Source organism: Bradyrhizobium sp. 41S5, assembly GCF_011516665.3.
Classification (GTDB): domain Bacteria; phylum Pseudomonadota; class Alphaproteobacteria; order Rhizobiales; family Xanthobacteraceae; genus Bradyrhizobium; species Bradyrhizobium quebecense.
Map to the genome: position 1 here is coordinate 2,116,423 of NZ_CP083721.1, position 15,234 is coordinate 2,131,656.

Consider the following 15,234-nt stretch of genomic DNA (forward strand, 5'->3'; position numbering starts at 1 on the left):
CAGCCGAACTTCCTAGTGCGCGTCCGCTCCCACGGCGTCGCCGAGAATGCGGACGTATTCCTCTATCATGGCATCCAACGAATATCGCGACTTGAGGCCCACGGCGCTTTGCCGCAGCTGGTCGCTCAACACACGATCTGTCAGGACCATCGACACGGCGGCCGAGAATTCGGCCTCGTTCGAAGCGTCAACGAATACCGCGGCAGGCTGTCCCTGGTAGGACAGCACCTCGCGCAGCACGGGGAGATCGTTGACGACGCAGGGAATGCCGGCGCTCGCGGCTTCGACCGCGGCAAGGCCGAAGGTTTCGGCCTGCGTGGGGAATACGAAGACGTCCAGGCAGGCCAGGAAATCGGCCATCTGGCGCGGTGCAATCTCGCCGATGAAGTGCAGCCGGTCCGAGACATCAAGCTCGTCCGCCAGGGCCCTCAACCGCCCTTCGTCCGCGCCCTGACCGGCGAGCGCAAGGTGCCAGGATGGATCGGCAGCCAGCAAGCGAATGGCCGCATCAAGCCGCTTGTGCGGGTGCAGCCGTGCCGCGCAGCCGAGCAGGGTACGGTCCGGTGGCAGCTTGAACTGTTGCCGCGCAACGTCCTTCGGCAGGCTGCGCGACTTGTCGTCGAAGCCGTGCGGGACGTGCTTCATGCGCGATCGATACGGAGCCGGATAGCGCGCATATTCGCGCTCCATGTCCCGCGAGTTCAGCGTGATGCACTGGAAGAAACCGGTAGAGCCCATGATGATGTCGGCAGCGCGCACCGGCATGCTCATCGACAGCGCCGAGGATACCTGGTTGGCGATCACGGGGGCGCGGCTGACGAGGCGCGACACGCCTCCGCCGATCACATTGCCGAAGTGCTGGAAAGTCAGGACGACGTCGGGCTTGATGGTCCTGAGATGACGGGCGAGCGCCCACAGCATCCGCAGCAGCGCCACCGGATTTCCCGGACGGGTCTGCGCGCAATAGAACGTATTGGGCGGCTCGTCGAAGGAATCCGATTTGCGGAAGAAGAACAGGTTGGCGACATCATAGCCGCGCGCGGCGAGTCCGGCGCCGAGCAGCCGCGAGATCTCCTGCGCGCCGGCGTTCTCGGCCTGGGTCTGCACCAGGACAACACGCAGCTTTCGCTTGCTCTCGTTCGGTCGATCGCGTGATGCGGCCGATGCCTCGCGCAATTCTGTGCCTGGCGTTTGTTGGAGCACGGATTCCTCACCCGTTGAAGGGGTGGATTCGCCCCCTTCATTTTTGCGCGCGTAACTATCACGCGAAGCGCGCTCGTGCATCGAGTAGCGCGTGTTGAGGTTACTGCTCATTTAGCAATCAGACATGTGTCGGCAATCGAAAACTATTATCTCACAGACAGGGTACAGCCGGCTCGTTAACTAATTGGTTACGCCAACCCATAGAGGGGGTAACCGGCGATTAACCATGGATATTTACGTTGGAGCAGTACTGTCAGTTGAATTCGAGTCAGAACCCATGAAGTTCGGTAGCCGGATAGGCCCGAGACGTTCCGAAGTCACGGAACCCGCAGCGTCGTGGGAATCTGCCGGCGTGCCGGCTGGCCAATCCTCCGCGGAAACCACCAAGGGCGTGCTTAGCATTCCGGGTGTGTTGGCTTTTTTTCGCGAGAAGGGTCAACGCATCCTGATGCTCGCCGCGGTCATCTTCGCGGTCGGTATCATTTTGCTGATGTTGATCCCGGCGCGTTACGCCGCGACGGCGCTCGTCGTCCTCGATCCGCGCGAGCAGCGCGTGACCGCCGACCAGGACGTCCTGCCCGGGATCGGTCAAGATGCCGCAGCGCTGCAGAGCTACGTCGAGATCGCCAAATCCGATGGATTTCTCGGGCCGCTGATCGATCAGCTCAAGGTCGCCGAGGACAGCGACATCTCCGGCGGAAAGACCGACGCCACGCGCCTGCTCGACCGATTTCGCAACCGGCTCGATATCTCAAGGCGCGGACTAACCTATGTTATCGCCATCAAGTTCACGTCCAACAATCCGCAGCGCGCTGCGTACTACGCCAATGCGGTGGCCGAGGCGTTCGTGGCGAGCCAGCGCGGGACGCGCAGCGTGGCAACCGACGAGGCCGCCGACTGGCTTAAGAGCCGGCTCAAGACCTTGAACGACCGGCTGCGGTCATCGGAAGATGCCGTTGCCAAGTTCAAGCTCGAGCACCGGATCGTCAACGCGGGCAAGGAATCCACCACGCAGCAATTGCGCGTCACCGACCTGACGCAGCAGGTTGCCGCGGCGCGGGCCCGCACCGAGGAGGCCAAGTCGCGCTATGAGCAGCTGCAACGCGACCTGAAGGCCAATGTCGACGGGCCGGTCAAGCAGGACCTGCTGAGCGCGCTGCGGGCCCAGCGCTCCGCGCTCAACGACCAGATTGCGCAGAAGCGTGGGGTGCTCGGCGATCGTCATCCCGACCTCGTGATGGCGCTCAGCCAGTTGAGCGATCTCAACCGGCAGATCGAGATCGAGCGGAAGAAGAACATCGACACCGCCAAGTCGGAATACGAGGCGCAGCGCGATCAGCAGAAGGCGCTCGAAGACCAGCTGAAGGCGGCCGAGCAGCAGATCCTTGTCGATGGTCAAGCGCTCGTCAAGCTGCAGGAATTGCAGCGCGATGCCGATGCCAACAAGAATATCTACGAACAGTTCCTGTCGCGCTACAGGACGACCGACGAGCAGCGCGGTCTTCAGAATTCGCAGACCAAGGTGGCATCGCCCGCGACGCCGCCGGTGCGTTCGACGCTTCCGCCGCTTCCTCTATTGCTCGTCGCGCTCGCGATCGTCTCGCTGTTGACGTCGACGGCGATCGTCGCCGTGCCCGGTCTGGATCTCAAGCAGCTCCCGATCAAGAGCATTCCGCCGCTTCGCCGCGCCGAGGCGCCGGCGCCGGCACCGCCCTCGGCCGCGCCGCAATCTCCGCTGCCGCCGGGCTTGCCGGTGCTGGCCCGCATTCCCAACATGGTGTCGTCAGATGCCGTCAGGAGCGTCTGGCAGACCCCGATTTCGACGACGGCCGAGCCCGATCTCAGTCCGCATCTTCAATTGCTGATCGAGAACATCGAGCAGCTTCCGGGTGAGCACGGCAAGGTGGCGTTGCTGCTGTCGGTCGAGACCGGTGCGGGCGGCAGCACCGTCGCACGGTCGCTCAACCGGTCCGCCGTCAAGAACGGGATGCTCAGCGTCCTGATCGAGATGGAAACCAGGCGCACCGAAGCCGCGCCGCCGCAAGGCTCGGGGATCATCAAGGCGGATCTGCCGTCGGTCGTCGAACTGCTGGGCGCCAGCAGCAAGGCGCCGCCCTATCCGCAGGACGACATTCGCGCCGATTTCGGCCTGATCATCGTCGACGCATCGTCGCTTGCCATGCAGCCGGCCGCTGTCGCGCTGGCTGCACAAGCCGACCTCGTGATCCTGGTAGTTCGCGAGGGCGCCGCCAACCCGGCCGCGATCGGCAAGGCGCGGACCGATCTGTCCAGGTTCGGTTCGGTCCCGATTGCGCTCGTCGTCAATCGCGTGGCGGCCAATGCCGCGGTCAGCAACTCTCGGCGCGAAGCCCTGGGATTGGCAAGCTGAAGCTCTGGATTCTTGTTTGACGGGTTTTCTTCACGCGAAGCGGCGTCCACTTCGCTTGAAAGCGCTCTAGTCCTTGCTATCCGCAACGCGGACTGCGTAAGCGCCTGCCTTCGACGACGCGAGATGCGACAGCACCAGAATTGACGGGTCGACGCCGGTCCGCCGGCGGCACAGCACATTGAGCGCGACGGTGGCGAGCACCAGGGAAACCGTCGCCGAGATCGCCGCCCCGAGCACGCCGAGCCAAGGGATCAGCACGACAAATCCGACCAGTCGCAACGCCACGTTGGCGGCGACAACCGGAACATAATCGCGCTCATGCCCCGTCAGCTGCAGGACCGCCGCCGCCGGGCCGCCCGCCGCCTGGAAGGCCGTTCCGATCGCGAGCACGATCAACACCCACTGCTGCGCGGCGAAATGCGGTCCGAACAGGCCGAGCAGGTAGGGAGCGCCGACCCAGACTATGACGAGCCCGCTGAGCACGCAGAGCGCGGTCACCTCGGACATCAGCTTCAGCGTATGCTCGAGCTCGCGGTGGTTCTTGCTGAAATACAGCGACGGCAGCCGGCGAGCGCCGAACGTGTAGAGCGCGGCGGAAAGCATCGCGAAGATGTTGGCCAGACGCGAGGCGGCGAAATAGACGCCCGCAGTGGCCGGATCCAGCATCCAGTAGACCAGGATGACGTCGAAATACTGGTTCGCCGCTTCGAGAATCGAGGCGAGCCAGAAGCGGAACGCGCTGCGGTTCCAGCGCGACGTCTCGAAGCGCGCCGTGACCGCGCGCAGGTTCGGCAGCACGCGCACGATCGACACGATCTGCACGACCAGCCCCAACGCCATCGCGACCGTCATCGCGGCGAACAGTTCGGCCGGGGTGAGCTGGCGGTGGCCGAACAGCGTCGCGATCAGGACCAGGACAACGGCAACCCGCCAGAACAATTCGCGATTGCCTTCGCCCATCAGGATGCTGACCAGCGATCGTGCGATCTGGCTGCCGAGCATCAGCCCGGCATTGACGGCGGTGAACGCCGAGACCGAAAGGATCAAGAGCCACCATTCGCCGCGAATGCTTGCCACCGCGGCGATCGCGGCGATCGAGATCAGCATCCCGATCGCCGAGTACTTCAGGCTCGACAGCAGCACGCCCTTGGTGAATTCGGCTTGGCCGCGCACCTCGTACTCATTGAGGAAGCGAACCAGCAGCAGCTCCTGACCGACCAGGCCCACGACCGCGGCGATCTGGGCGACGGAGAGCAAGGTTGCGAAGTCTCCGAACGCGTCAGGCGTCATCGTCCGCGCCGCCAGCGAGAACAGGGCGAACGCGAGCCCGCCGCTGCCAACCTTGAGGAGGATGGTCCCGGCAACGCCGCGCGTGACATCGCGCCGTAGCATTCGAAGAACAGAGGCAATCACAAGCGACGTCTCAATATCCTGTCAGGCTGCTGACCCTAGCAATCGGTGAGGTCAGGAGTGTTAATGTTCTGTTGCTAAAATTCCGTTCCCAACCGGCCTCAAGGCGCCACGCAGTCGTGACCTGGCCAAGATGTCGCGCTGCTCCATTCTGGAACGCTGCCGTCCTCGCTGTGTCCAAACGGCGCAGATCGGATTTTCCTCCGGCGCCCGGTTCGACAGCGTGGGCCGTGCTGGTTGAAGCCGCGTTAGCGCGTCAACGGCATCCGTCGAAGCTCCATGGCGTGGCTGTTGCCCCGCCGGCCTGCTGCGGAGCGTCCAAAACATCGATTTCATGACCGCTGTGGCTGCAAGCCACGTGCCGGGAAGGGGCTGATCGCAATGGGGGCGTTGTCGTTAACCTCAATAATGGAACTCGTCGTGTTCGTTCTGCGAGGCAGCAGGACGGGTAAGGAAATTGCAGTTCGGTGGTCAATTAGCCGCGGAGCGGACAAAGATGATTGCCGAGCAAAGCACCACCCAGCCGATCGCAACCTGTGAGGCTGAAACGATCGAAGCGGACGTCGCCATTGTCGGCGCCGGTCTGGCGGGCTCGCTCGCGCGGGCCGTCCTCGCGCGTGCCGGGTATCGGGTCGTCCTGATCGACAAGCGTTCGATCCCGCCGGACGAATTTCGCGTCGAAAAGATCGCCGGACGGCAGATCGATATCTTCCGCCGCCTGGGCTTCATCGACGACGTCGAGGCCGTCGCCTCGTCCTATGACCGGGTGCTCAACATCAGGGACGGCAAGCTGGTCGATATCGGCGTTGGCCGATCCTATGGGGTTTCCTATGCCAACCTCGTCGACATGGCCCGCGGCCTGACGCCTGATACGTCGAGCTTCCTGCCCGACCAGGTGATCAATATCAGCTGCAGCGAGGATCGCCAGCTATTGACGCTGGCCTCCGGAAAGCGCGTCGTCTCGCGCCTGGTCGTTCTGGCGACCGGCATGGCGGGCGCGCTTGGCTACAATCTCGGAATGCGCCGGAAGATGATCGCCGCGCGCCATTCGGTGACGTTCGGCTTCACGATCGCGCGGCCGGGTAACGCGCCGTTCGGCTTCGACGCGCTGACCTGCTACGGCAAGCAGGCAGCTGACGGCGTCGACTATCTCAGCCTGTTTCCGATGTCGGGCGGCATGCGCGCGAACCTGTTCATGTTCCGCGACCCGACCGATCCGATCATGCGCGAGCTGCGCCGCGACACCAGGCGGACGCTGCTCCGTCTGATGCCGGGACTGCAGCTCTACCTCGGTGATTTCGAGATCGTCGGCCAGGTGCACAACTGGGTCATGGACCTGTCGGTGACGGAGGGCCATCTGCAGCCGGGCGTCGTGCTGATCGGCGATGCCTACCAGACCAACTGTCCTGCGGCCGGAACCGGCGTGAGCCGCCTGCTGGTGGATGTCGAGCGTCTTTGCACTGAATATGTGCCGCGCTGGCTCGAGACCGATGGCATGGGCACGGCGAAGATTGCGCAGTTCTATTCCGATCGCGACAAGCTCGCCGCCGACCGGCATTCACTGCAACTGGCGCACTTCCGCCAGGCTTTGACCTCGAACACCGATGTACGCTGGACCATGCAGCGGAAGCTGCACTTCCTGCGTCGCATGATCACGCATCAGGTGGACCGGATTCATCCGGGGTGGGTGATGCGCGTTCGCAGCGCGCTCCGATAGAGCATGATCCGGAAAAGTGCGAAGCGGTTTTCCGAAAGGATCATGCTCAAACAAAGAGCTAATGTGCGATGACGACTCAACCTAATCTCATCGCGCCTTAGGCGGCGGTAAGGCTTTTCCCAGGCGGCCTTACCGCGTGCCGGTCGAGGTGCGGACCGGCCTGAGGTCGGTCAACCGCTTGGCGGCTTGCTTGATCCAGGGCGCCTGCTTCAGCGCAAACAGTGCAAGCGATCCGGCCGCGCTGCCGGCCTGCGTCACGCTCGACATCGGCGTGGGCTGGCCTCCGAACTGCATCTTGTAGGGTTCGTCACCGATGGTGAAATCCAGCACCCGGTCTCCGCGCTCGATGCAGTCCTTGGCGACGCGTTCGAACGTCAGCGCGCCGATCGACTGGCTCTTGTATCCCTCGATGTCGAAAGCCGTCATGACGACGAGCAGGCTGCCGCGGTGAGCCAGCCCAAGGGCGGTGGCGATGACCTCGCCGTCCATCTTCATGGCATAGAGCCGGGTAAAGGAGCCCATGCCGCGCAGCGCCACGCTCGAGTAGAAATCGAAATATTCCGGACGCTGCAGCAGGTCACCGTCGCCATGTGCCTGGAAACGCGGGCCGCGAAACTTCCTCATCACGTCCATGGCTTCGCCGATGGAAGCGCTGTCGTCGCAGCATGAGAAGGTGAGCGTGCCCTTCTTGTGGATCTGGCGCCATTTCTTTGCCAGTTCCTTTTGATAGGATTTTCCCAGCGCGTTGAGCTGCCATTGCTCGAACGGCGCGACCAGGACCGTCGCATAGGCATTGGTGTCCATCAGGCTGCGGTGAGGCGCCCCGAGCAAATTCTCGATCGGCATTCTGGCATCGAGCAGCTTGGGGATGCGCAGCAGGTCGAACGGCCGGACCAGTTTGCGTAGCTTCTCGCAGGCCTGGCGGTCCTGCAGCAGGTCGGCGAATGTCTTCGCGGTGCAGACCGGCGACAAATAGTCGGACACGCGAAGGTCCGCGAATTCAATCGTGCGCATCGGGCCGCGCCGCACCCGCAGCAGCGGCAGCACGGCCGCGAGCGCGCTGTCCGCGCGATGACGGATGATGACGACCAGCGGCTTAGCTGCCGCGGCGGGAGCGAGCTTGCGATACAGGCTGTCCAGCCATAACGGGTGTTGGAAGGCGGTCGCGTCCGAGCCTTCAAACAATGTCGCGTATTCTTCAGACAGGAAGTCGAATGCGTCGTCGATGCAGACATCGAACGCGTCATCATTCTTGTTCATGTGAAACCAAATAAACGGCGTTTTAAAAGCGCCGGTCAAGCCAGCGCTCCGCCGTTATAGCAAAGGCTGATGACCTCAGGCACCGGTAGAATACGATTTGTATTAATGTAATGCCTCGACCTTTGCGCAGTGCTGCTGCTCGAACGTCGCCGCGCCGAACGACCAGCATCGTTAACGATCCCTTTACGGCCATCCCTGATCACACGGCTGCGCGATATCGCATGTGGTCTGGACCGGATATTGCAATTAAGGGCACGTGAGTACTGGAGCCCTGCCGAAATGTTGAGTCACAGCCAAAAAGCCCGCGCTTCCTACGATATTTCGTCCCCGCGGGACGGTCGCGAGCCGCCTCGGCGTCTCAATTCGGGCATGGCTGCTCCGCCTGTCCGGATTTGCAACACTTTGGGCGGCGAGCAACCGGTTTCCTCGACGGATGTGCCAGCCGAATCAACGATGCCGAACGGCATGCTGGAGCGGCGCACCAATCCTGTCGGCAGGGCTGCGACCGCCAGCGTTGCCCGGGCAACCATCGGCGGGCTGCGGCTCGCCGTGCTCGATCGCGAGCAGACCGCGGATTTCATGGTCGAGGCGGTGTATCCGAACCGGCGTATCAATCGGCCGCTGTATCTGACATCAGCCAATGGCGAGGTGTTGTCGCGTTGCTCCACCGAGCCGATGACCGATCGGCTGTTCCGTGCAGCCGACCTGATCAATGCCGACGGGCAGCCGCTGGTCATGGTGTCGAAGCTGCGGTCGCCGAACCCGCTTCCCGAGCGCGTTGCGACCACGGATTTGTTCCACGACGTCGCGCGTAAGGCGGAAGAACTCGGGCTGACCTTCTACCTGTTTGGTGCGAACGAGGCCGAAAACAAGGCGGCAATCGCCAATGTCCGCCGGGCCTATCCGGCGCTCAAGATCGTCGGCCATTCGCACGGCTATCTGCGCGGCGACGCGCTTCGGGCCAAGGTGGATGAGATCAACGCTCTGGCGCCGGACTTTCTCTGGGTCGCGCTTGGCGTGCCCTACGAGCAGGCCTTCGTCGACGAGTTCATGTCGCGGCTTGGCAATGTCGGCGTCATCAAGACGTCGGGCGGATTGTTCAACTTCCTGTCCGGATCACGGCCGCGCGCGCCGAGATGGATGCAGATCGTCGGGCTCGAATGGGCCTGGCGTCTTTGGCTCGAGCCGCGCCGGCTGTTCTGGCGTTATCTGACGACCAATCCGCACGCTCTCTATCTGCTGTTCAACCGGACCCGGTCCTCGGCGACCAGGGACTGAATCCGTACCGAGTGCAATGTGCCGCTCCGATCCACCGGAGCGGCGAGCTCTTCAATGAGCGGAGTACAACCGATGGACGGTCGAGCAGTCGATAGCTCGGTCTGGCAGGCGCCGGGCGTCGATGCAGAAAATTTCGCGCGAACCGTCGTCAACTGGTCGATCACCGTCAACGTGATCATGTCGATGGGGACGTTCCACCCCGCGCTGCTTCCGACCGAGGTAACGCTGGTTCAGCAGGCCGTCGCCCTGCTGATGTGGGGCGTGCTGATCTATGCGAGCCTGTTCATCCGTCCCTGCCTGCGGCTGGCCTTCAATCTCGACACGCTCGTGATCGTCGCATTCTATGCGTTCGCCACGACTTCGGTGCTCTGGACCAATTTGGACGCGGCGGCCCTGATGAAGGCTGGGGCGCTCGCGGTTACGTCGCTGGGCGCATTCTTTATGGTCAGCCGCGTCGACATCGACGACATCGTGAAGGCAACCGCCCGCGGCCTCTTCGTCCTGATCGCGGGCTCGGCGTTTTGTGCGGTCGCGCTCCCGGACATCGGGGTGGACCAGACCTGGATGCACAATGGGCAATGGCAGGGCGTCTTCGAGTCGAAGCAGACCCTGGGCTTCGCCGGCGCCTATCTCATGTTCTTTGCCTGTTATCGAAAGATAACCGGACAGGGATGGCTGCCGTTCCTCGTGACGTTCGCACTCGCTTCGACCTGCGTCGTCCTTTCGGAGTCGCGCGGCGCCGGCGCCTTGTCGCTGGTCGCCTGTGCGCTGTTGCTGACCTCCTTGTGGTCGGTCAGGTGCATGCGAGTCTACGCGGTGCTGCCATGTGCCATGTGCGTTGCGGCCGCGTTGCTGATTCTGTACTTCTACACGACCGGGTACGACTCGATTCACGTGTTCGACACGACGATCAATTTTACCGAGAGAACCTTCATCTGGCAGTACGCCATCAGCCATTTCGATGATGCGCCGCTGTTCGGATTTGGCATCAACGGGTTCTGGACCAGACCGGAGATCTACGACTATTTCAACCAGAACCACGGCTGGGTGCTCGACAATTACCACAACGGCTACATCGCCATTCTCGTCGAAACCGGATTCCTGGGCTATTTCCTGTTCACGGCGAGCGTCTTTCTGTTTTCCTACAAGATGCTCTGCCTGATCGCGGAGCGGGCTATCGACCGTCTGCATTGTGCGCTGATCATCGGGTTCGTCTTCCTCAACTGCCAGACCAATTTTACCGAAACGGTCTTCCTGCGTTCGACGATGTTCACGTCGGTGCTGTTGATCGCCCTTTTCCTCGCCGCTTGCCGCTCGTTGCCGTCGTCGCGCCTGCAGTTGCGCGAGCTGGAGCTCTCATGACCACGTTTCGATTTGTTCCGCAAAGAGCCTTAAGCGCGCTGCTGGCGGTGGCGCTTTCTGCCGTGCTGATCTCGCCCGCGCATGCGGCCGGGCAGGGGGCATCCGCGGACGTCGCGACGTTGGGGCGTGGCATCAATATTCTTGGCTATGACGGTATCTGGGAAGGTTACCCGAACGCGCCCTTTCGCCTGGAAAACCTCACCGCCATCCGCAAGGCGGGCTTTTCACACGTCCGGATCAACTTCTTCGGCTTCAAGCACATGGATACCGGCAACATCCTGGATGAAGCCGTCCTGCGGCGCCTCGATGCCGTAATCGAGCAGGTGCTGGCGAACAAACTGATCCCGATCCTCGATGAGCACGACACCGGTCTCTGCCAGCGCGACGTGCTGGAATGCACGGCGAAGCTCAAGGCGTTCTGGCGCCAGATCGCATCGCGCTACGCTGGCAAATATCCGGCGCTGGTGTTCGAGATCCTGAACGAGCCCGGCGGGAATATGACGTCGGCCGAGTGGAACGCGCTGCTCGGCGAATGCCTGGCCATCGTCAGGGGAACGAATCCGAAGCGCGATGTCGTTGTCGCCGTCCTGAACACCGAGGAGCTGCCGGTCGAGCAGCTGACGCTGCCGGCCGGCGACAGGAACCTCATCGTCACGTTCCACTATTACCTGCCGCTGCAATTCACCCATCAAGGCGCGCCGTGGTCGGCGACCTTTTCGAAGATCGGCCCGTTGAATTGGGGCTCCGCGGAGGACGAAGCCAAGGCTGCCGCCGATTTCGACAAGGTCAGGTCCTGGTCGGAGAGGCAGCAGCGCCCGATCTATCTCGGCGAGTTCGGCGTCTACGAGCGTGCGCCGGCGGAGAGCCGGGCGAAGTACCTGTCGTTCGTGGCGAGGCGCGCTGAAAGCTTCGGCTGGGCGTGGGCCTATTGGCAATTCGATCACGATTTCGCGGCATTCGACGGCGCCCGGCAACGCTGGAACAGGGACATCCTCCGCGCGATCATTCCTCCGGCTCGATGAATCCATGCGGCCCACGCGCGGTCTCTGATTCAGGATCGCGCGGGACGCCATGCCTTGCCTTGCATGGCCCGAGGAATGATACTCGCTCCGGACAGACCAGGGAATCGAGAGCGTTGCCGGACATTGCGAGCAGGGAACAGTTCGATGTCAAGCGCGCAGCCTTTGCCGCAACCATCGGCAACATGCTGGAGTTCTACGACTTCATCACCTACAGCTTCTTTGCGACCGAGATCGGGCGCACCTTCTTCCCCGCGCATAGCGAATACGGCAGCCTCATGCTGTCGCTTGCGACCTTCGGCGCCGGCTTCCTGACGCGGCCGATCGGCGGCATCGTGCTCGGCATCTTCTCCGACCGGGTCGGCCGGCGGCCGGCGATGCTGCTGAGCTTCGCGCTGATGGGTGGCGCGATCCTGACCATCGCGCTGACGCCATCCTATGCCGCGATCGGCGTCGTGGCTCCGATCATCGTGATCCTGGCGCGGATGGTGCAGGGGTTCGCGCTTGGCGGCGAGGTCGGACCGACCACGGCCTATCTCATCGAGATCGCGGCACCCCGGAATCGCGGCCTGGTGGTGGCATGGCAGCCCGCAAGCCAGGAGGTCGCGGCGACCGTCGGCGCCCTGGTCGGCGTCATCCTGAGCAGTACGATGGCGCCTGACATGCTCCAGGCCTACGGATGGCGCGTCGCGTTTCTGCTCGGGGCGGTGTGCCTGCCGTTCGGCATCTGGATGCGCCGCACGCTGCCGGAAACGGTCCCTCACGGCGAGCGCGCTGCCGCAAGCGTCGAGAGCTCGAGCCATGTCATGCTGGCGCGCCGGCATCTTCGGGTGATCATGCTGGCCGTGATGATCCTGGCCAGCGGCACGATCTCGACCTACGTGACGCAATACATGACGACCTACGCCAAGAACACGCTGCATGTGTCGCCTTCGCTGGCGTTCACCGTCTCGCTGGTGAGCAACGCACTCCAGATCATCGGCGCGGTGCTGGGCGGCTGGCTTGCCGACCGGCTCGGACGCAAGCCGATCATGATCTGGCCGCAACTGGTCGTGCTGGTGCTGACCTATCCGGCTTTCCTGTGGATCGTGCGGGATCCCGGCGCGTGGTCGCTGCTGTTCGGCTTCGGCATCCTGTCATTCATCGGATCGCTGCCGTTCACCGCATTCTACGCCGCCTTCACCGAAGCGCTGCCGCAGAATATTCGCGGCGGCGTGTTCGCCACGATCTACGCGGTCGCGATCGCGACCTTCGGCGGCACCGCGCAGCTCGTGGTCACATGGCTGCTGCACGTGACCGGAGATCCGCTGGCGCCGTCCTGGTATCTGCTGTTCGCAGCGGCTGTCGGTATCGTGGCCATGAGCCTGATGCCTGAGACCGCCCCGGTAAAGGTCGGCGAGAAGTAACCGCTGAGCTCAGTCCATGTCGCGAAAGGCGTGGCCGTTGGCCTCGATCGCCTTCACGAGTTGCGGCGGCAGGTTGGCCTGCGCCGAGGTGCCGTCGAACACCCAGTCCTTGGCGTCCGCGAGATCGGGGAGACCCGCACCCTTGCGGACATAAAGGCCGACCGATGCCTTCTTCGGGTTGATGTAGAGATCGTAGTCCATTGCGCGCTCCTCTCCGTTGAAGTTCAACGGAAGCTCCGGCACAGATTGGCCGGAGGCTTCCTGGAAGAGTCAACGCCGGCGGGTCTAGGCGGGTTTCTTCGCCTCCGGCGCAAGCACCACCGACGCTTCGCTGGTCAGCATCAGGAAGGTGATGGTCTCCTGGAAGTAGAGCTGGACCGAGGTCGCCGAGTGGCTGAGATAGCCGATCGAAAGGTCCTGGCCGATCGAGAGCTGGAAATCGCCGCCGCGCGTGGTGAGCAGGACGCCGCCCTCGATCGCAGGCGCCCAGATGATCTTGCCGTCGACGAGGCGCTGGATGTGCTGAAGCACCGGGTAGCCGTCGTCGGTCGCGCCGCCGATCGCGGTATAGGGCTCGGTGCCGAGCAGGAGCGTATAGGGACCGTTGACGCCGGCGAGCCGCAACTGGCTCACCGCCTGCGCGACCACGGTGGGGTAATTCTTGATGCTCGACGGCAGCTTCAGCACCGGGTTGCTGGTGCCCTGACGGATGCCCTGGATGCCGGCGGCCGCGTAGCCATCGAACACCGCGCGATCCTCGGCGAAGGCGATCTTTCGCGCGGCCTCCTTGAGCGGATCCCAGTCGGAATCATTGGAGCCGCGTTCGACGTCGTCGATCGCCTGCCGCGAGAGCTCGAACGGCACGCGCAGCTCGACCAGCGCGCGGACATCGCGCTGCGTCGCCTCGACCCCGTCGCCGGGCGTGGCAATTTTCTTGAGATGGCCGGTGCCGACCGCGGAGAAGTCCGTGCCCTTCGGACCATCGACGTCGACGACACGGCGCGCCGCCAGGTGGCGCTTCAACGTCCGCGAGGCTTCCTCTTCGATCTGGGCCCATGCCGCGTCCGAGATAGGGGCTAGTCCCCGATGAAGATTATTCATGTCCAGCCTCTCCTTTGAGTGAGCCGATCCCGAGCGATCCGTCGGACGGCGGTATTCTTGGTGCAGGTGGCTCGTCAGCCCCGGCGTCATCCAGCGACGGCTCAGCCGGCGCGGCTGCCGGCGCCTCGCTGGTGACGTCCTCCAGGAAGGTCGCCGACGGGATGAAGAACAGCGTGCCGGTTACGGCGCGGCTGAAGTCGAGCAGGCGGTCGTAATTGCCCGGCGGCTTGCCGACGAACATGTTCTCCAGCATCTGCTCGATCCGGTGCGGGGACTTGGCATAGCCGATGAAATAGGTGCCGAACTCGCCCTTGCTGATGTTGCCGAACGGCATGTTGTCGCGGACGATATCGAGCTCCTCGCCGTTCTCGACGATCGTCGTCAGGGCGTTGTGCGCGTAGCTCGGCTTCACCGCATCGTCGAGCTCGATGTCGGACAATTTGGTGCGGCCGATGATCTTCTCCTGCATCTCAACCGGCAGCTCGTTCCACTTCTTCAGATCGTGCAGGTATTTTTGTACGATCACATAGCTGCCGCCGGCGAAGGCCGCGTCCTCGTCGCCGATGATCGTGGCCTCAGTCGCCGCCTGGTCCTCCGGATTCTCCGTGCCGTCGACGAAGCCGAGCAGGTCGCGCTCGTCGAAATATTTGAAGCCGTGCACCTCGTCCGAGGTGGCAACCGCCTCGCCGAGCCGTGACATGATCTGTGTCGCGAGCTCGAAGCACAGGTCCATCGGCACGGCGCGGATGTGAAACAGCAGGTCGCCTGGTGTGGCGACGGCGTGGTGGACGCCGTTGATCTCGCGGAACGGATGCAGACCTTTCGGCTTCGGCGCACCGAACAGCCGGTCCCATGCATCCGAGCCGATGCCCATGACGCAGGACAGCCGGCCTTCGAGATCGCGGAAGCCGACCGCGCGCACCAGCGCAGCCAGATCGGCACACAGCGACCGCACCACGGTATCGTATTCCGGATTGGGCTTGATCGTGACCGCAAGGAAGATGGCCGCGCGCGTCAGCTTCGCAGCGACCGGTTGCGGAACGGCTGATGGCACGCATCTCTCCTTAACTAACGGCACTTTCACGCAAA

General features: G+C 63.3%; 12 protein-coding genes. 6 read left to right on the top strand and 6 right to left on the bottom strand.

Features of this window, described 5'->3' with window-relative positions:
- Positions 1-12: 12 nt before the first annotated feature.
- Positions 13-1,314, bottom strand: coding sequence for a glycosyltransferase family 4 protein (locus HAP47_RS10005; protein ID WP_231168826.1), 1,302 nt, complete (start codon positions 1,312-1,314; stop codon positions 13-15).
- Between the two features lie 166 nt (positions 1,315-1,480).
- Between HAP47_RS10005 and HAP47_RS10010 the strand changes: the two genes are divergently transcribed.
- Positions 1,481-3,592 (top strand): GumC family protein, encoded by a 2,112-nt coding sequence (locus HAP47_RS10010; protein WP_173638394.1) that lies wholly within the window; start codon positions 1,481-1,483, stop codon positions 3,590-3,592.
- A 66-nt stretch (positions 3,593-3,658) separates the two neighbouring features.
- On the opposite strand, the gene HAP47_RS10015 is transcribed toward HAP47_RS10010, so the two are convergent.
- The gene (locus HAP47_RS10015) at positions 3,659-4,984 is read right to left on the bottom strand and encodes a lipopolysaccharide biosynthesis protein (RefSeq protein ID WP_210285237.1); all 1,326 of its coding nucleotides are present in this window, start codon (positions 4,982-4,984) and stop codon (positions 3,659-3,661) included.
- A gap of 514 nt (positions 4,985-5,498) precedes the next feature.
- Here HAP47_RS10015 and HAP47_RS10020 point away from each other — a divergent pair.
- Positions 5,499-6,719, top strand: a complete 1,221-nt coding sequence (locus HAP47_RS10020) for an FAD-dependent monooxygenase (RefSeq protein ID WP_173638392.1) — start codon at positions 5,499-5,501, stop codon at positions 6,717-6,719.
- Between the two features lie 129 nt (positions 6,720-6,848).
- On the opposite strand, the gene HAP47_RS10025 is transcribed toward HAP47_RS10020, so the two are convergent.
- Positions 6,849-7,979, bottom strand: coding sequence for a GNAT family N-acetyltransferase (locus HAP47_RS10025; RefSeq protein ID WP_173638391.1), 1,131 nt, complete (start codon positions 7,977-7,979; stop codon positions 6,849-6,851).
- Positions 7,980-8,444: 465 nt separating this feature from the next.
- On the opposite strand from HAP47_RS10025, the gene HAP47_RS10030 reads away from it, so the two are divergent.
- The 4 genes from HAP47_RS10030 (at position 8,445) to HAP47_RS10045 (ending at position 13,044) form a co-directional block, all read left to right on the top strand.
- Positions 8,445-9,257 carry a WecB/TagA/CpsF family glycosyltransferase gene (locus tag HAP47_RS10030; RefSeq protein WP_173640564.1) on the top strand — a complete coding sequence of 271 codons (813 nt, stop codon included), beginning with the start codon at positions 8,445-8,447 and terminating at the stop codon, positions 9,255-9,257.
- 72 nt (positions 9,258-9,329) lie between these two features.
- Positions 9,330-10,619 carry an O-antigen ligase family protein gene (locus HAP47_RS10035; protein WP_173638390.1) on the top strand — a complete coding sequence of 430 codons (1,290 nt, stop codon included), beginning with the start codon at positions 9,330-9,332 and terminating at the stop codon, positions 10,617-10,619.
- Positions 10,616-11,641 (top strand): glycoside hydrolase family 5 protein, encoded by a 1,026-nt coding sequence (locus HAP47_RS10040; protein WP_173638389.1) that lies wholly within the window; start codon positions 10,616-10,618, stop codon positions 11,639-11,641. Before HAP47_RS10035 ends, HAP47_RS10040 begins: the two co-directional genes overlap by 4 nt.
- A 113-nt stretch (positions 11,642-11,754) precedes the next feature.
- Positions 11,755-13,044, top strand: coding sequence for an MFS transporter (locus HAP47_RS10045; RefSeq protein WP_173638388.1), 1,290 nt, complete (start codon positions 11,755-11,757; stop codon positions 13,042-13,044).
- A gap of 9 nt (positions 13,045-13,053) precedes the next feature.
- Here the strand turns inward: HAP47_RS10045 and HAP47_RS10050 are convergent, their stop codons facing one another.
- The 3 genes from HAP47_RS10050 to HAP47_RS10060 all read right to left on the bottom strand — a co-directional run bounded on the left by HAP47_RS10050 (position 13,054) and on the right by HAP47_RS10060 (position 15,199).
- The gene (locus HAP47_RS10050) at positions 13,054-13,245 is read right to left on the bottom strand and encodes a hypothetical protein (protein ID WP_173640563.1); all 192 of its coding nucleotides are present in this window, start codon (positions 13,243-13,245) and stop codon (positions 13,054-13,056) included.
- An 84-nt stretch (positions 13,246-13,329) separates the two neighbouring features.
- A complete protein-coding gene (locus HAP47_RS10055) occupies positions 13,330-14,145 on the bottom strand; it encodes a family 1 encapsulin nanocompartment shell protein (RefSeq protein WP_173638387.1) in 816 nt (271 codons plus the stop codon).
- Positions 14,138-15,199: a Dyp-type peroxidase gene (locus tag HAP47_RS10060; protein ID WP_173638386.1), complete on the bottom strand. Its 1,062-nt coding sequence runs from the start codon at positions 15,197-15,199 to the stop codon at positions 14,138-14,140. The genes HAP47_RS10055 and HAP47_RS10060 overlap by 8 nt, the downstream gene beginning before the upstream one ends.
- Positions 15,200-15,234: the final 35 nt, after the last annotated feature.